The sequence below is a fragment of the Streptomyces yerevanensis genome, assembly GCF_000716805.1.
Classification (GTDB): domain Bacteria; phylum Actinomycetota; class Actinomycetes; order Streptomycetales; family Streptomycetaceae; genus Streptomyces; species Streptomyces flaveus.
In genome coordinates this window covers 39,123-55,744 of record NZ_JNWJ01000044.1, presented here as the reverse complement: position 1 = coordinate 55,744, position 16,622 = coordinate 39,123, and the positions used below count along the sequence as shown (strand labels likewise).

The window sequence follows — 16,622 nt, the reverse complement described above, 5'->3', positions numbered from 1 at the left end:
GAGTTCGGTGAGGTCGTTGAGTTTCCCCGCACGTTTGCGGGTGCGGAGGCCCTGGCGGCTGGCCGCGGAGGCATCGGCTCTGCTGATCGCCGCCGTGGTCGCGTTCCCCCTCTACTGGATGGTGCTGAGCGCCTTCAAACCGGCCGGCGAGATCGAGTCGACCGAGCCCCGACCCTGGACGCTCACCCCGTCCCTGGACTCCTTCCGACGCGTCTTCGGGCAGCAGGAATTCGGCCGTTACTTCCTCAACAGCCTTCTCGTCGCGGTCACCGTGGTCGTCGTCTCCGCACTGATCGCGTTTCTCGCGGCGACGGCGGTGACGCGGTTCCGCTTCCGTTTCCGTACGACCTTGCTGATCATGTTCCTCATCGCGCAGATGGTGCCGATCGAGGCGCTGACGATCCCTCTCTTCTTCCTGATGCGGGACTTCGGTCAGCTGAACACGCTGGGCTCGCTGATCCTGCCGCACATCGCGTTCTCCCTGCCGTTCGCGATCTGGATGCTGCGCGGCTTTGTGAAGGCGGTCCCGGAGGCGCTGGAGGAGGCCGCGTACATCGACGGGGCGAGCCGGGCGCGTTTCCTGTGGCAGATCCTTTTCCCCCTGGTCTTTCCGGGGCTCGTCGCCACGAGCGTTTTCTCCTTCATCTCCACCTGGAACGACTTCCTGTTCGCCAGGTCCTTCATCATCAGCGACACTTCGCAGTCGACTCTGCCGATGGCCCTCCTTGTCTTCTACAACCCGGACAGGCCGGACTGGGGCGGTGTGATGGCGGCGTCCACGGTGATGACGATTCCGGTGCTGGTCTTCTTCGTACTCGTACAGCGGCGGCTGGTCTCCGGACTGGGCGGCGCGGTAAAGGACTGACGTGACTTCACTGACGGATGTGATTCCGGCGCCCCGCACCATCGAGGGCCCCATGCGCTGCGGCGTCCTGCTCGACGCCGCTACCACGCTGTGGGCCGGACCCGGAACGGACACCACGGAACGCTGGCTGCGCTCCACCCTCGGCGCGGCCCTGGGGATTGCGCTGCCGCCCGGCGAGGAGGACGCCAGGAACTCCGTACGCCTGCGGATCGACGACACCCTGGAACCGGAGGCGTACCGGCTCGGTGTCGTCGTCAACTGGGGCATCGAGATCCGGGGCGGCGGGCCTGCCGGTGTCTTCTGGGGTGCCCAGACACTGCGTCAGCTCATCGGCCCGGACGCCTTCCGGCGCGCTCCGGTCAGGCCCGGAATCAGGTACGGAATTCCGCACCAGATCATCGAGGACGCCCCCCGCTTCCGCTGGCGCGGCCTCATGCTCGACGTCTCACGCCACTTCATGCCCAAGGACGGCGTGCTGCGCTATCTCGACCTGATGGCCGCGCACAAGCTGAACGTCTTCCACTTCCACCTCACCGACGACCAGGGCTGGCGCATCGAGATCAAGCGTCACCCCAAGCTCACGGAGACCGGATCCTGGCGGGCGCGTACGAAATTCGGCCATCGCGCCTCGCCTCTCTGGGAGGAGAAGCCGCACGGCGGCTACTACACCCAGGACGACATCCGCGAGATCGTCGCATACGCCGCCGAGCGGCATATCTCCGTCGTCCCCGAAATCGACATCCCCGGCCACTCGCAGGCCGCCATCGCCGCATATCCGGAACTCGGCAACACCGATGTCATCGACACGACCTCCCTCTCCGTCTGGGACAACTGGGGCGTCTCCCACAACGTACTGGCCCCCACTGACAACACCCTCCGGTTCTACGAGGGAGTCTTCGAGGAGGTCCTGGAGCTGTTCCCCTCGGAGTTCATCCATGTCGGCGGCGACGAGTGCGCCAAGGAACAGTGGAGGCAGTCGCCCACAGCGCAGGCGCGAATCAGGGACCTGGGGCTCGCGGACGAGGACGAGTTGCAGTCGTGGTTCATCCGGCACTTCGACAACTGGCTGACCGCGCGCGGGCGTCGGCTGATCGGCTGGGACGAGATCCTGGAGGGCGGCCTTGCAGCGGGCGCCGCTGTTTCGTCGTGGCGCGGCTACCAAGGCGGCATCACGGCCGCCCAGGCGGGCCACGACGTCGTCATGTGCCCGGAGCAGCAGGTGTACCTGGACCACCGCCAGGACGGCGGCGCCGACGAACCGGTGCCCATCGGCTACGTACGCACCCTGGAGGACGTCTACCGCTTCGAGCCCGTACCACCGCAGTTGACCCCCGATCAGGCACGGCATGTCCTCGGCACGCAGGCCAACGTGTGGACCGAGGTGATGGAGGACCACGCGCGCGTGGACTATCAGGCGTTCCCGCGGCTCGCGGCCTTCGCCGAGGTCGCGTGGAGTGCGCTGCCCGCTCCCGCGGAACGCGACTTCGCGGGCTTCGAGCAGCGGATGACCGCCCACTACAGGAGGCTTGACGCCCTGGGAGTGGCCTATCGCCCGCCTGCGGGCCCGCTGCCCTGGCAGCGGCGACCGGGGGTGCTCGGACGCCCGATCGAGGGGGCGCCTCCAAACGTGTGAGCCGACTCCCGAGGGGGTGCCGTGAACCGGCCGCCCTGGAACGGTGGCACCCGGGCGAAAGGCACCCAAGGATCCGTGAAGGGTGCCAATTCGCTCCGACCGGTGATGTCGTGCGAAATCGGGCTATCTCGCTGGTGGCGTGACGAATGCCTCCTAGCGGACCCCCGCGTCGTGCTGGGAGGAAGATGTGCCAGAGTTGCCACGTCCGCCCTGTCAGCACGTACCGTACGGCAGCACAGGTGGGACCAGGTGGGGCAGCGGGAAGGGGAAACCGGTTTGACCACGCACGCACCGCAGGCGGCGCAGACCGTGACGCTGCCCGTCTCTCTCGACGAGGCCGTGGCGGCGCTCGCCGCCATGCCGGCGGCCGTTCCCGTGGCCGGCGGCACCGACCTCATGACTTCCGTCAACTCCGGGCAGCTGCGGCCCGCCGCGCTCGTCGGCCTCGGCCGGATCAGCGAGATCCGCGGCTGGCAGTACCAGGACGGCCACGCGCTGCTCGGCGCGGGCCTCACGCACGCCCGCATGGGCCGCCCCGACTTCGCGGCCCTCATCCCTGCCCTCGCGGCCGCCGCGAGAGCCGCCGGCCCCCCGCAGATCCGTAACGCGGGCACCCTGGGCGGCAACATCGCCTCGGCCGCCCCTACGGGGGACGCGCTTCCGGTACTGGCCGCTCTGGAGGCGACGTTGATCATCGCGGGCCAGGGTGGCGCCCGCCGTGAGATCCCCGTCTCGCATCTGCTCGCCGGTGTGGAGATGCTGCGCGCCGGTGAACTCATCGGGTACGTGCGCGTGCCGCTGCTGCACGCCCCGCAGGTCTTCCTGAAGGCGACCGGACGGACCGGCCCCGGACGCGCCCTGGCGTCCGTGTCGCTCGTCCTCGACCCCGCCCGGCGCGGAGTGCGGTGCGCCGTCGGCGCCATAGCGCCGATGCCACTGCGGCCTCTGGAGGCCGAGCAGTGGGTCGCCTCGCTGATCGACTGGGACAACAACCGCGCGATCGTGCCGGAGGCGCGGGACGCGTTCGGCGAGTACGTCGCGGCGGCCTGCATCCCCGACCCGGTCCCCGCGGAGGACGGCTCCGTGGAGCCGCTGCCGCCCGCTGTACTGCACCTGCGGCGCACCGTCGCCGCGCTGGCCCGACGAGCACTGGGGAGGGCACTTTCGTGACCGACGACCAGCACGAAGAGGGCACGCCCCGGACGGGCAGCCGCTGGGATCCGCTGCCCCAGGGCGACTACGACGACGGCGCCACCGCCTTCGTCCAGCTCCCCGAAGGGGGCATCGACGCGCTCCTCTCCGACTCCCCGCTCGCCGCACCCGGCCACGGCTACGTACCACCGCACATCGAGGCCGAGGTCGAGGCCGGGCCACCGCAGGAGGTGCGGTGGCCGACCCCGAACGCACAGCCCGAGGAGCAGCCGTGGCAGCCCGCTCACGACGGTTTCTCGTACCGCCCGGAAGCCACCGGCCAGTGGACCTTCGAGGAGCCCGCAGCGCCTGTACAGGAGGGCTCGGGCGCTCCCGGACACGACGTGACCGGACAGTGGTCCATCCCCGTCGCCGACGGTGATCTGCCCGATGAGTCCGGCGAGTTCACCACCTCGGCCCTGGTCGAGCAGTGGGGCGGGAGCCCTCCGGCAACGTTGCCGGGCGGGGCGGCGGCACCTTGGGCGCAGGAGACCTGGGCGCAGCACACACCCGACCAGCACGCACCTGAGCAGCACGTATCCGAGCAGCAGGCCGCCGAGCATCTCGCCGCATCGGACGAGGCAGCCCGTCACGCCGAGAGTTCCGCGGCTGCCCGGGCCGACGAGGCCGCCGAGATCATCGACGTCTCCGGAGAGCACGCCGACGAAATCGCCGTCTCCGTAGAGAGCGGTTCGGCGGAGCGAGCCTCTGCGGAGAGCGTCTTCGCAGAGCGCGAAGAGCCGGTGGAGCAGCCGCCCGAGTACAGCACTCCGGAGCACGGCACTCCGGAATCCGCAGACGAACCGGGCACCGAGTCCGAAGCGGTGTCCCAGGAGGTGCGCGAGGAGCCCGATGAGCCCGCGGCGTCCGCCGACACCCCTGAAGACGGCGCCGAGGAGGACGAGGCCGACGACTCCCCGAGTGCGCTTCCGCACGACGAGATGCACCCCCTGGCCTCGTACGTCCTGCGGGTGAACGGCGTCGACCGGCCCGTGACGGCCGCCTGGATCGGCGAATCGCTCCTCTACGTGCTGCGCGAACGGCTCGGACTCGCCGGCGCCAAGGACGGCTGCTCGCAGGGCGAGTGCGGAGCCTGCAACGTGCAGGTCGACGGACGGCTCGTGGCGTCCTGCCTGGTACCGGCCGTGACCACCGCGGGCAGCGAGGTCCGCACGGTCGAGGGGCTCGCCGCCGACGGGCAGTCCTCGGACGTACAGCGGGCCCTCGCCAAGTGCGGCGCCGTGCAGTGCGGCTTCTGCATCCCCGGCATGGCGATGACCGTGCACGACCTTCTCGAGGGCAACCCGGCGCCCTCCGAGTTGGAGACCCGCAAGGCGCTGTCCGGCAACCTGTGCCGCTGCTCCGGCTACCGCGGCGTCCTCGACGCCGTGCGCGATGTCGTCGCCGAACGCGAGGCGCACGCGTCCGCCGAAGCCGCCCAGGACGCCGAGGAGACCCGTATCCCGCACCAGGCGGGCCCCGGCGGGGGTAGCGTCAACCCATCCGCGTACGAGGCCTCAGTGCCGCGTGAGCAGCCCTACGATCCGCGTGAGCGGTCCTACGGTCAGGACGGAGGCCAGGCGTGAGCAACGAAACCGCCACCACGACCACCGTGGAGGCCGCTTCCGCTGACCCGTCGCCGCAGTACGGCCTGGGCGCGTCCCTGCCGCCCGCCGAGGCCCGCGCCAAGACGGAGGGCACTTTCCCGTACGCGGCGGACCTGTGGGCCGAGGGCCTGCTGTGGGCCGCCGTGCTGCGCTCGCCGCACCCGCACGCGCGCATCGTCTCCATCGACACCAGCCACGCGCTCCAGATGGTCGGCGTACGGGCCGTCGTCACGCACGAGGACGTACCGGGCAGTGCGATGTACGGCCGCGGCACGGCCGACCGCCCGGTGTTCGCCTCGGAGGTCGTACGCCACCACGGGGAGCCCATCGCGGCCGTCGCCGCCGACCACCCGGACACCGCGCGGATGGCCGCCGCCGCCGTCATCGTCGAGTACGAAGTACTCGACCCGGTGACCGACCCCGAGCAGGCCTTCGAAGCCGAACCCCTGCACCCCGACGGCAACCTGATCCGCCATATCCCGCTGCGGCACGGCGACTCCGAGGCCGCCGGCGAGATCGTCGTCGAGGGCCTGTACCGCATCGGCCGCCAGGACCCGGCCCCGATCGGCGCGGAGGCCGGCCTCGCCGTGCCCCGCCCCGACGGCGGCGTCGAGCTCTACCTGGCGTCCACCGACCCGCACGCCGACCGCGACACCGCCGCCGCCTGCTTCGGCCTGGAACCGGAGCGCGTGAAGGTCGTCGTCACCGGCGTGCCCGGCGCCACCGCCGACCGTGAGGACCAGGGCTTCCAACTCCCCCTGGGACTGCTCGCCCTGAAGACCGGATGCCCGGTCAAACTCGCCGCGACGCGCGAAGAATCCTTCCTCGGACACGTCCACCGCCACCCCACCCTCCTGCGCTACCGCCACCACGCGGACGCCGAGGGCAGGCTGGTGAAGGTCGAGGCGCAGATCCTGCTCGACGCGGGCCCGTACGCGGACACGTCGTCCCAGGCGCTGGCCGCCGCGGTCTCCTTCGCCTGCGGCCCGTACGTCGTCCCGAACGCCTTCATCGAGGGCTGGGCCGTACGCACCAACAACCCGCCCTCCGGCCATGTGCGCGGCGAGGGCGCCATGCAGGTCTGTGCCGCCTACGAGGCGCAGATGGACAAGCTGGCCAAGAAGCTGGGCATCGACCCGGCGGAGCTGCGCCTGCGCAATGTGATGACTACAGGGGACGTACTTCCCACCGGCCAGTCGGTGACCTGCCCGGCCCCCGTGGCCGAACTCCTCCAAGCCGTACGGGACTTCCCGCTCCCCGCCCTCCCCAAGGACACCCCCGAGGAGGACTGGCTGCTGCCGGGCGGCCCCGAGGGCGCGGGCGAACCGGGCGCGGTGCGGCGCGGTGTCGGCTACGGCCTCGGCATGGTCCACATGCTCGGCGCCGAGGGCGCGGACGAGGTCTCGACGGCCACCGTGAAGGTCCACGACGGTGTCGCCACGGTGCTCTGCGCGGCCGTGGAGACCGGCCAGGGCTTCGCCACGCTGGCCAGGCAGATCGTCCAGGAGACGCTCGGCATCGAAGAGGTGCACGTCGCCTCCGTGGACACCGATCAGCCCCCGGCGGGACCGGGCTGCCGCGGCCGTCACACCTGGGTCTCAGGCGGCGCGGTCGAACGGGCCGCCAAGATGGTCCGTACGCAGCTTCTGCAGCCCCTTGCGCACAAGTTCGGGATGTCCACGGAGCTGCTCCAGATCACCGACGGCAAGATCACCTCGTACGACGGCGTGCTGTCGACCACTGTCACGGAGGCGCTGGAGGGCAAGGAACTGTGGGCCACCGCGCAGTGCCGCCCGCACCCCACCGAGCCACTGGACGAAGCCGGCCAGGGGGACGCCTTCGTAGGCATGGCCTTCTGCGCGATCCGTGCGGTCGTCGACGTCGACATCGAGCTGGGCTCCGTACGTGTCGTCGAACTGGCGCTCGCCCAGGACGTCGGGCGGATCCTGAACCCCGCACAGCTCACGGCCCGTATCGAAGCCGGCGTCACCCAGGGCGTGGGCGCCGCCCTCACCGAGAACCTCCGCACGGCACGTGGCCTGGTCCGCCACCCCGACCTCACCGGCTACGCCCTGCCCACCGCCCTGGACACTCCCGACATCCGCATCGTCGAACTCCTCGAGGAACGCGACGTGGTCGCCCCCTTCGGAGCGAAGTCGGTCAGCGCGGTGCCGGTGGTGACCACCCCGGCGGCCATCGCCTCCGCCGTCCGGGCGGCGACGGGGCGCCCGGTGAACCGGCTGCCGATCCGGCCGCAGGCGGCCGTGGTGACGACGGGGCAGTGACGGCCTGCGGCTGTTGATGGTCTGAGGCTGTTGACGGTCTGCGGCTGGTGTCGCGACTGGGCGCCGGAAGCCTTGTGGCGCTTGGGTTTTGGGGCGTTGTCAGTGGTGCGGCGTATGGTTTTCGATCAGTGGGGAGCGGCCGCTGGGACGGCGGCTGTGCACTGCTGGGGATGCACTATGCGATCACATGCACGGGGGAGCCATGAGGACGATTGACGCCGGTACGGAGGCGATCACGCTGACCGACGCCGAGTACGGAGGCCCGGGGTGCGGGCTGGAGGTGGCGGCCGAGGCGACTGCGCGGGGGGAGATGGCGGCGTACTGGCGCATGGCCGCGCTGGTCCATGCCCTCACCCGGATCGCCGACCCGTGCGCGGGTCTCCTGCTCGACCTGCCCGCCCGGCTGCTCGACGAGGAGTTCGGCGCGGGCGCGATCATGCGCTTCGAGGACGTCGACTTCCCGGCCACGCTCACGCACGAGCCGACCCGCCATTTCCTCCGGGAGACGGGTCTTCCGGAGGACGGGGGCATGTTCCAGCTGGAGATGGATGTGCCGCTGCAGACACTCGCCGAGCGCTACGCGGCCGAGCGGACGGAGGAGGCCCAGGTCCCCGAGAGCCAACTCCCGGACGGGGCCGACCGGTTGATCCGCCTCGGTCGCCTTGGTTGTCTCGGTCGCCCGGGCCGTCTCGTCATCGAGGACACCGACCTCCTCGTCGACGGCACCACCGGGGAGCTCCACGAGTGGTCCGCCTCGGACGCCGGGCTGCGACCGCTCAACGCCGACATATCCACGCTCGCGTTCACGCTCTGGTTGCTGCACCGCGCAAGTTGCCCGAGGCCGTAACCACACTCGAGGCCGTGACCGGATTCGAACCGGTGTAACTCGCTTTGCAGGCGAGCCCCTCAACCACTCGGGCACACGGCCGGGTTGGGAACAATGCGCTTCTTCCGAATCGCTCGTTCCGAACTCGATGTCGTCGACCGTAGGCCGCGGGGGACGGGACGCTCAAGGGATGGACTGGGGCTGCAATGGGACTGCCATACCGCGTTCATGAAAGGAGAGAGGGCGTACGACCAAGGTCCCAGGCGGCCACCGTCTCGCGACAGGGGCCAACGCGCATTGTGCCCCTTACGCTGACGACCATGACCACCCGGGAACCGAGCGTCGCAGACACCGCGCCCGCACCGGCCGAACCCGGCGCCGAGGACAGCGTGCTCAGCCGCCCCTACCGGGCGCTCAGCATCGGGATCGTTTCCGTCGTGCTGCTGATCGCCTTCGAGGCGACGGCAGTGGGGACCGCGATGCCGGTGGCGGCGCGGGAGCTCGACGGGGTCTCGTTGTACGCGTTCGCGTTCTCGGCGTACTTCACGACGAGTCTGTTCGGGATGGTGCTGGCCGGGCAGTGGTCGGACCGGGGTGGGCCGCTGGCGTCGCTGACCGCGGGGATCGGGGCGTTCGCGGCAGGGCTGGCGCTGTCCGGGACGGCGGGGGTGATGTGGCTGTTCATCCTCGGCCGGGCGGTGCAGGGGCTGGGCGGCGGGCTGGTGATCGTGGCGTTGTACGTGGTCGTGGGGCGGGCGTATCCGGAGAGACTGCGGCCGTCGATCATGGCGGCGTTCGCGGCGAGCTGGGTGATCCCGTCCATAGTCGGGCCGCTCGCCGCCGGTTCGGTGACCGAACAGCTCGGCTGGCGCTGGGTGTTCATCGGGATACCGGTCCTGGTGGTGTTCCCGCTGGCGCTCGCCCTGCCGCAGATACGGCGGCTGGCGTCCGGTCCGACGAAGGGTGCCGTCGCCGCGCCCTTCGACCGGCGCCGGATCCGGCTGGCGCTGGGGATCTCGCTGGGCGCGGGGCTGCTGCAGTACGCAGCGCAAGATCTGGGGTGGCTGTCGGCCGCACCGGCCGTGGCGGGCATGGCGTTGCTGGTGCCGGCGGTGCTGGGGCTGCTGCCGCGCGGGACGTACCGGGCGGCGCGCGGGTTGCCGTCCGTGGTGCTGTTGCGCGGGGTCGCGGCCGGGTCGTTCATCGCGGCGGAGTCCTTCGTACCGCTGATGCTGGTCACGCAGCGGGGGCTGTCGCCGACGCTCGCCGGGTTCTCGCTCGCGGCGGGCGGGGGGACTTGGGCGCTGGGGTCCTTCGTGCAGTCGAGGGCACGGGTGGAGCCGTACCGGGAGCGGCTGATGGGCCTGGGGATGGTGCTGGTGGCGGCGGCGATCGCTGCGGCGCCGAGTGTGCTGATCGATGCGGTGCCGGTGTGGACGCTGGCCGTGACCTGGGCGTTCGGCTGCTTCGGAATGGGGCTGGTGATCTCCTCCACCAGCGTTCTGCTGCTCCACCTCTCCGCACCCGAGGAGGCGGGCGCCAACTCCGCCGCGCTCCAGATATCCGACGGTCTGTCGAACGTGCTTCTGCTGGCGGCGGGCGGGGCGGCGTTCGCGGCCCTGGGCGGCGGTACGGTCACGCACGCGGCCACGTCAGCCTCCGGCGCCGGCACACCCCCGGCCGCCTTCGCCGCCGTGTTCCTGCCGATGGCGGGGGTGGCGTTGGTGGGGGCTTGGGTGACTACGCGGGTGCGGGAACGGTGACCAAGTGGGCCATGGTCCGGGAGCGTTGATCGTAAACCGGTCGAAACCAGGTGATCGCGAGCCTTACGCTCGCCTCATGAAAGAGCTGACCATCCGCCTCGACGCCAGCCTGAGGCAGGCTCTCGACGACCTCGCGGACGCTCAGGGCCGTCGGCCCGAAGAGCTCGCGGAGGAGGCCGTACGCGGGTACCTGCACGCGGAGGGCAGGCTCGTCCGATCCCTCGCCGAGCGGATCGCGAAGGAGCACGCCGAGTTGCTGAGGAGGCTGGGAGAGTGACCCGTCACCTCACCGTCGCCGAGGTCACCGACATCGCCGAGGTCGCCTTCGGCGGGCGCGCGCCCGAGGCCCGGGAGCCCGGTCTGCTGGCCTCGGCCGTCCACCGGCCGCGCGCCCGCATGTTCGGCACGGCCGCCTATCCGGACCTGTACGAGCAGGCCGCCGCGCTCCTGCACGGCCTCGCCACCAACCACCCTCTCGTCGACGGCAACAAGCGCACCGCCTGGCTGGCCGCTGCGACGTTTCTCGCCACCAACGGCGTGGGCCTCGCGACGTGCGATCAGGACACGGCGTACGACCTGGTCATCGATGTGGCCTCCGGTGCCGAGGGCGATATCGGGGTGATCGCGAGTCGACTGCGCGCCCTACGAGCGGAACTGTGAGCTGGATCCCATCCACGGGTCGGGCGGCGTAGCCCGCGCGCCGGCACAACCGGGCCGCCGATAGGGTGGCCCGGTTGTCGTACGCCAGCCGAGCCGCCCAACCACCCACGGAGACCGTGACTACCACCGCCAACACCCCCTCCTCACACCACCTGTCGCCCGCCTTCCCCGGCCGTGCCCCCTGGGGCACCGCCGGCAAGCTGCGTGCCTGGCAGCAGGGGGCGATGGAGAAGTACCTCCAGGAGCAGCCGCGTGACTTTCTTGCCGTCGCCACGCCCGGCGCCGGGAAGACGACCTTCGCGCTGACGCTCGCGTCGTGGCTGCTGCACCACCATGTCGTGCAGCAGGTGACGGTGGTCGCGCCGACCGAGCATCTGAAGAAGCAGTGGGCCGAGGCGGCGGCGCGGATAGGGATCAAGCTGGACCCGGAGTACAGCGCGGGGCCGCTCAGCAAGGAGTACCAGGGGGTCGCGGTCACGTACGCCGGTGTGGGCGTACGGCCCATGCTGCACCGCAACCGTGTCGAGCAGCGCAAGACGCTCGTCATCCTCGACGAGATCCACCACGCCGGCGACTCGAAGTCCTGGGGCGAGGCCTGCCTCGAAGCGTTCGAGCCCGCGACCCGCCGTCTCGCGCTCACGGGTACGCCGTTCCGCTCCGACACCAACCCCATCCCCTTCGTGGCGTACGAGGAAGGCAACGACGGGATCCGGCGGTCCGCCGCCGACTACACCTACGGGTACGGCAGCGCGCTCGGCGACGGCGTGGTCCGGCCCGTCATCTTCCTCTCCTACAGCGGCAACATGCGGTGGCGTACGAAGGCGGGCGACGAGATCGCCGCCCGCCTCGGCGAGCCCATGACCAAGGACGCCGTCAGCCAGGCCTGGCGCACCGCCCTCGATCCGCGCGGCGAGTGGATGCCGAGCGTGCTGCGCGCCGCCGACCAGCGGCTCACGGAAGTGCGCAAGGGCATCCCGGACGCCGGCGCCCTCGTCATCGCCTCCGACCAGGACTCGGCACGGGCGTACGCCAAGCTGATCCGCGAGATCACGGGCGACAAGGCGACCCTCGTCCTGTCCGACGACACCGGCGCGTCCGAGCGGATCGACGAGTTCAGCCACAGCAACGACCGCTGGATGGTCGCCGTCCGCATGGTGTCCGAGGGCGTGGACGTGCCCCGCCTTGCCGTGGGCGTGTACGCGACCACCATCTCCACGCCGCTCTTCTTCGCGCAGGCCGTCGGCCGCTTCGTACGGTCCCGGCGGCGCGGCGAGACCGCCTCCGTCTTCCTGCCGACCGTCCCCGACCTCCTCACCTTCGCCAACGAGATGGAGGTCGAGCGCGACCACGCCCTCGACAAGCCGAAGAAGGAGGGCGAGGAGGACCCGTACGCCGAATCCGAGAAGGAGATGGAGGAGGCGAACAAGGAGCAGGACGAGGACACCGGCGAGCAGGAGGAGTTCGCCTTCGAGGCGCTGGAGTCCGAGGCCACCTTCGACCGCGTGCTGTACGACGGCGCCGAGTTCGGCATGCAGGCGCACCCGGGGAGTGAAGAGGAGCAGGACTACCTCGGGATTCCGGGGCTTCTCGAACCCGATCAGGTGCAGATGCTGCTGCAGAAGCGCCAGGCGCGCCAGATCGCGCACAGCCGCAAGAAGCCCGCCGACGAGGCCGACCTCCTCGAACTCCCCGCCGAGCGGCGGCCGGTGGTCACGCACAAGGAACTGCTGGAGCTGAGGAAGCAGCTCAACACGATGGTCGGGGCGTACGTCCACCAGAGCGGCAAGCCGCACGGCGTGATCCACACCGAGTTGCGGCGCGTGTGCGGCGGGCCGCCGAGCGCGGAGGCGACGGCGGGGCAGTTGAGGCAGCGGATCGCCAAGGTGCAGGAGTGGGCGACCCGTATGCGGTGACACACGCATGCAGGAGTACGAGGATCAGAGCGCCGGTCTCGTTGCGTACGGGACCGGCGCATTGGCGTGTGCAGGGTGTGCGAGGGTAGTGCACAGGGAGTGATATGCGCCGGGCGTACCAGGGCAAACACGGCAACACTCTTGCCGGACACTGACCGGATTCTGGACGGAGTCTTCCGCTGAGCGAACCAGGTCGCTACTGTCCCGCTACGCACACGCCCCGTGGCAGCGCCGCCGCGGAGCGCAGCCGGTGCCGCCCGGGTAGTACCCGGGACGCTTGCCGACCGGCGGCCTCTGAAGCGCGTCGCCGTCGGGACCGGTGACGCAACCGCCGCGGAGGGGGCCGTCGACTCTCACCACTAAGGAGTGGGCGTCGTGACCGCGGAGACCTCTCAGACGCTCGACCGAGGACTGCGTGTCCTCAAGTTGCTCGCCGACACCGATCACGGGCTGACCGTCACCGAGCTGTCCACCAAGCTCGGAGTGAACCGGACCGTTGTGTACCGGCTGCTCGCCACGCTTGAGCAGCATGCTCTCGTACGCCGTGATCTGGGTGGCCGTGCCCGGGTGGGGCTCGGGGTGCTGCGGCTCGGGCGGCAGGTGCATCCGTTGGTACGTGAGGCCGCGTTGCCCGCGTTGCGGTCGCTGGCCGAGGACATCGGGGCGACGGCGCATCTCACTCTGGTCGACGGGACGGAAGCGTTGGCCGTCGCCGTGGTGGAGCCGACGTGGACGGACTACCACGTGGCGTATCGGGCGGGGTTTCGGCATCCGTTGGAGCGGGGCGCCGCGGGCAAGGCGATCCTTGCGGCGCGGGCCGCGGCCGGGACGTTGGCGGATCCCGGGTACACGCTTACGCACGGCGAGCTGGAAGCCGGTGCGAGTGGGGCGGCTGCGCCGCTGCTCGGGGTGACTGGGGTGGAGGGGAGCGTGGGGGTCGTGATGCTTGCGGATTCCGTCCCGGAGAGGGTGGGGGCGCGGGTTGTGGATGCCGCGAAGGAAGTGGCCGAGGCTTTGCGCTAGCCAGGGGTGGGCGTGGGTGGGTTTTTCTTTCCCCAGCCCCGCCCCTTCCCGGCTGTATCAATTTGCGGCTCCGCCGCGTGAGAGGGTTGCGCCCCCAGGCCCCCCGCCAGGGGGTGGTGGGTGACAGTCGTGTCGCGGCTGCAGGGCCGTCGTGGCTGGTCGCGCAGTTCCCCGCGCCCCTTACGGGGCGCAGCCCTGCTTGTCCCCAAGCCCGCCCACCAGCCCGCGGCCGGAATTCCCCCTCACGTTAGATTGATCCCGTGCTCTCTCAGCTCTCGCGCCCCCGGGCCGTCGCCTTGTTCGCTCTTCCCGTCGTGGCTCTGCTCGCCACGGCGGCTTTCGTGCCGTTGCCGTTTGCGGTGGCTCAGCCCGGGATGACGGCGGATGTGCTGGGGGAGAACCGGGGAGAGCCGGTGATCACCATCAGCGGGGCTCAGACTCACCGGACGCGTGGGCAGTTGCGGATGACGACCATCGAGGCGACCGGGCCCGATGCGGATGTGCGCCTGGGGGCTGTGATCGACGGGTGGTTCGACACGGACCGGGCCGTGATGCCGCGGGACTCCGTGTACCCGAGCGGTGACACCGTCAAGGAGATCGAGGAGCACAACGCCGAGGCGATGCGGGAGTCCCAGAACACGGCCACCGAGGCCGCGCTGAACTATCTCGGCGAGGACCCGGACGACATCAAGGTCACCCTGAAGCTCGCCGACGTCGGCGGACCCAGTGCCGGGCTCCTCTTCTCGCTCGGCATAGTCGACAAGCTGGACGGTGACGGCAGCGGCGGCGACCTGACAGGCGGCCGTACGATCGCGGGCACCGGCACCATCGACGCCGACGGCACGGTGGGCGCCGTGGGCGGTGTCGCGCTCAAGACGCAGGCCGCCAAACGCGACGGCGCGACCGTCTTCCTCGTACCGAAGGCCGAGTGCTCGGACGCGGAGTCGGAGCTGCCCAAGGGGCTGCGGCTGATCCCGGTGACGACGCTGAAGAGCACGGTCGAATCCCTCCGCGCCCTGGAGACGGGCACCGGCTCCGTCCCCAGCTGCTGAACCCCCGGCCCGGCTACGCCTGATCCTCCGCCGCCTGCTCCACCAGCGGGATGATCCGCAGGGGGACGGGGTTCTCCATGACGATCGCCGTGGCGGCCCGGACGATGCCGTCGAAGCCGACGACCCGGTCGATCACACGCTGAAGATCGGCGTTGGAGCGGGCGACGAGGCGGCACAACATGTCGCCGCTGCCGGTGGTGGTGTGCAGTTCGAGCACCTCTGGGACGGTCGCCAAGTGCGTGCGTACGTCCGCGCCCTGCCCCTGGCGGATCTGGAGCGTCGCGAATGCCGTGACGGGGTACCCGAGTGCCGCGGGGTCCACCTGCGGCCCGAATCCGCGGATGACGCCGTTCGACTGAAGCCGGTCGAGACGGGCCTGGACCGTCCCGCGTGCGACGCCCAGCCGCCGCGAGGCCTCCAGCACGCCGATGCGCGGCTCGCGCGCCAGCAGCACGAGGAGCCGGCCGTCCAGCTGATCGATCCCCATGGAGGCCTCCCGGGTGGTCATCCTGTACAGAAGGCTCGGTCGTACGGGCCAGTCGCTGCACACATTGTCCAGTGAATAAGCAAACTATTGCGCACCTTGCCAAACGGAGGGAGCGTATCGCCATGACTGAGACCATCCACCACACCCCTGGCACCGCGCGCGAGGCAGACCCCTTCCCGGTCAAGGGAATGGACGCGGTCGTCTTCGCCGTCGGCAACGCCAAGCAGGCGGCGCACTACTACTCCACCGCCTTCGGCATGAAGCTCGTCGCGTACTCCGGACCGGAGAACGGCAGCCGCGAGACCGCCTCGTACGTCCTGACCAACGGCTCGGCGCGCTTCGTCCTCACCTCCGTCATCAAGCCCGCCACCACCTGGGGCCACTTCCTCGCCGAGCATGTGGCCGAGCACGGCGACGGCGTGATCGACCTCGCCATCGAGGTCCCGGACGCGCGCGGGGCGTACGCGTACGCGATCGAGCACGGCGCCCGCTCGGTCGAGGAGCCCTACGAGATGAAGGACGAGCACGGCACCGTCGTCCTCGCGGCGATCGCCACGTACGGGCAGACCCGGCACACCCTCGTCGAGCGGACGGGATACGACGGCCCGTACCTGCCCGGCTTCGTGACCGCAGCCCCGATCGTCGAGCCGCCCGCCCACCGCACCTTCCAGGCCATCGACCACTGCGTCGGCAATGTCGAGCTCGGCCGGATGAACGATTGGGTCGGCTTCTACAACAAGGTCATGGGCTTCACGAACATGAAGGAGTTCGTGGGCGACGACATCGCCACCGAGTACAGCGCGCTGATGTCGAAGGTCGTCGCGGACGGCACGCTCAAGGTCAAGTTCCCGATCAACGAGCCCGCCATCGCCAAGAAGAAGTCCCAGATCGACGAGTACCTGGAGTTCTACGGCGGCGCCGGCGTCCAGCACATCGCGCTGAACACGAACGACATCGTCCAGACCGTACGCACCATGCGGGCGGCCGGAGTCCAGTTCCTGGCCACGCCCGACTCGTACTACGACACGCTGGGGGAATGGGTCGGCGACACCCGCGTCCCCGTCGACACCCTCCGCGAACTGAAGATCCTGGCCGACCGCGACGAGGACGGCTATCTGCTGCAGATCTTCACCAAGCCGGTTCAGGACCGTCCGACCGTCTTCTTCGAGATCATCGAACGCCACGGCTCGATGGGCTTCGGCAAGGGCAACTTCAAGGCCCTGTTCGAGGCGATCGAGAGGGAGCAGGAGAAGCGGGGCAACCTCTAGTTCCGGCTCTTGGCCGGCCGGCCCCGCGTGCAGACGGCTTCACACCGTC

The 16,622-nt window shown here is 70.3% G+C and carries 14 protein-coding genes and 1 tRNA gene; 13 read left to right on the top strand and 2 right to left on the bottom strand.

Annotated elements, in window-relative coordinates; all coding sequences use genetic code 11:
- Positions 1-7: 7 nt before the first annotated feature.
- The 6 genes from OP79_RS34905 to OP79_RS34880 all read left to right on the top strand — a co-directional run bounded on the left by OP79_RS34905 (position 8) and on the right by OP79_RS34880 (position 8,428).
- Positions 8-865, top strand: a complete 858-nt coding sequence (locus tag OP79_RS34905) for a carbohydrate ABC transporter permease (protein ID WP_245685555.1) — start codon at positions 8-10, stop codon at positions 863-865.
- Position 866: 1 nt separating this feature from the next.
- A complete protein-coding gene (locus OP79_RS34900; RefSeq protein WP_033325925.1) occupies positions 867-2,498 on the top strand; it encodes a beta-N-acetylhexosaminidase in 1,632 nt (543 codons plus the stop codon).
- Positions 2,499-2,774: 276 nt separating this feature from the next.
- Positions 2,775-3,668 (top strand): FAD binding domain-containing protein, encoded by an 894-nt coding sequence (locus tag OP79_RS34895; RefSeq protein WP_033325924.1) that lies wholly within the window; start codon positions 2,775-2,777, stop codon positions 3,666-3,668.
- Positions 3,665-5,275 (top strand): 2Fe-2S iron-sulfur cluster-binding protein, encoded by a 1,611-nt coding sequence (locus tag OP79_RS34890; RefSeq protein WP_033325923.1) that lies wholly within the window; start codon positions 3,665-3,667, stop codon positions 5,273-5,275. Before OP79_RS34895 ends, OP79_RS34890 begins: the two co-directional genes overlap by 4 nt.
- On the top strand, positions 5,272-7,581 hold the full coding sequence (locus OP79_RS34885; RefSeq protein WP_033325921.1) for a xanthine dehydrogenase family protein molybdopterin-binding subunit: 2,310 nt from the start codon (positions 5,272-5,274) through the stop codon (positions 7,579-7,581). The genes OP79_RS34890 and OP79_RS34885 overlap by 4 nt, the downstream gene beginning before the upstream one ends.
- 202 nt (positions 7,582-7,783) lie before the next feature.
- Positions 7,784-8,428 (top strand): SUKH-4 family immunity protein, encoded by a 645-nt coding sequence (locus tag OP79_RS34880; RefSeq protein ID WP_051745148.1) that lies wholly within the window; start codon positions 7,784-7,786, stop codon positions 8,426-8,428.
- A gap of 9 nt (positions 8,429-8,437) precedes the next feature.
- Here OP79_RS34880 and OP79_RS34875 read toward each other — a convergent pair.
- Positions 8,438-8,509 (bottom strand) — tRNA-Cys (locus OP79_RS34875).
- A 218-nt stretch (positions 8,510-8,727) separates the two neighbouring features.
- Between OP79_RS34875 and OP79_RS34870 the strand changes: the two genes are divergently transcribed.
- From OP79_RS34870 to OP79_RS34845, 6 genes are all read left to right on the top strand, one after another.
- Complete coding sequence (locus tag OP79_RS34870; protein WP_051745147.1) at positions 8,728-10,170, top strand: MFS transporter; 1,443 nt, start codon at positions 8,728-8,730, stop codon at positions 10,168-10,170.
- A 76-nt stretch (positions 10,171-10,246) separates the two neighbouring features.
- Complete coding sequence (locus OP79_RS34865) at positions 10,247-10,447, top strand: ribbon-helix-helix domain-containing protein (protein WP_033325920.1); 201 nt, start codon at positions 10,247-10,249, stop codon at positions 10,445-10,447.
- Entirely contained in the window at positions 10,444-10,830 is a 387-nt protein-coding gene (locus tag OP79_RS34860; RefSeq protein WP_033325919.1) for a type II toxin-antitoxin system death-on-curing family toxin, read from the top strand. The genes OP79_RS34865 and OP79_RS34860 overlap by 4 nt, the downstream gene beginning before the upstream one ends.
- A gap of 116 nt (positions 10,831-10,946) precedes the next feature.
- Positions 10,947-12,743: a DEAD/DEAH box helicase gene (locus tag OP79_RS34855; protein ID WP_033325917.1), complete on the top strand. Its 1,797-nt coding sequence runs from the start codon at positions 10,947-10,949 to the stop codon at positions 12,741-12,743.
- Between the two features lie 375 nt (positions 12,744-13,118).
- Positions 13,119-13,766: an IclR family transcriptional regulator gene (locus OP79_RS34850; protein ID WP_033325916.1), complete on the top strand. Its 648-nt coding sequence runs from the start codon at positions 13,119-13,121 to the stop codon at positions 13,764-13,766.
- 260 nt (positions 13,767-14,026) lie between these two features.
- Complete coding sequence (locus OP79_RS34845; protein ID WP_033325915.1) at positions 14,027-14,818, top strand: S16 family serine protease; 792 nt, start codon at positions 14,027-14,029, stop codon at positions 14,816-14,818.
- A 13-nt stretch (positions 14,819-14,831) separates the two neighbouring features.
- Here OP79_RS34845 and OP79_RS34840 read toward each other — a convergent pair whose 3' ends face one another.
- A complete protein-coding gene (locus tag OP79_RS34840) occupies positions 14,832-15,305 on the bottom strand; it encodes an Lrp/AsnC family transcriptional regulator (protein WP_033325944.1) in 474 nt (157 codons plus the stop codon).
- Positions 15,306-15,427: 122 nt separating this feature from the next.
- Here OP79_RS34840 and hppD point away from each other — a divergent pair, with 122 nt between their 5' ends.
- The gene (gene hppD, locus OP79_RS34835; protein ID WP_033325914.1) at positions 15,428-16,573 is read left to right on the top strand and encodes a 4-hydroxyphenylpyruvate dioxygenase; all 1,146 of its coding nucleotides are present in this window, start codon (positions 15,428-15,430) and stop codon (positions 16,571-16,573) included.
- Positions 16,574-16,622: the final 49 nt, after the last annotated feature.

Coding starts and splice junctions, on each gene's coding strand:
- OP79_RS34880 (WP_051745148.1), top strand. CDS start 7,784: ATGAGGACGATTGACGCCGGTACGGAGGCGATCACGCTGACCGACGCC.
- OP79_RS34870 (WP_051745147.1), top strand. CDS start 8,728: ATGACCACCCGGGAACCGAGCGTCGCAGACACCGCGCCCGCACCGGCC.
- OP79_RS34865 (WP_033325920.1), top strand. CDS start 10,247: ATGAAAGAGCTGACCATCCGCCTCGACGCCAGCCTGAGGCAGGCTCTC.
- OP79_RS34840 (WP_033325944.1), bottom strand. CDS start 15,305: ATGGGGATCGATCAGCTGGACGGCCGGCTCCTCGTGCTGCTGGCGCGC.
- hppD (WP_033325914.1), top strand. CDS start 15,428: ATGACTGAGACCATCCACCACACCCCTGGCACCGCGCGCGAGGCAGAC.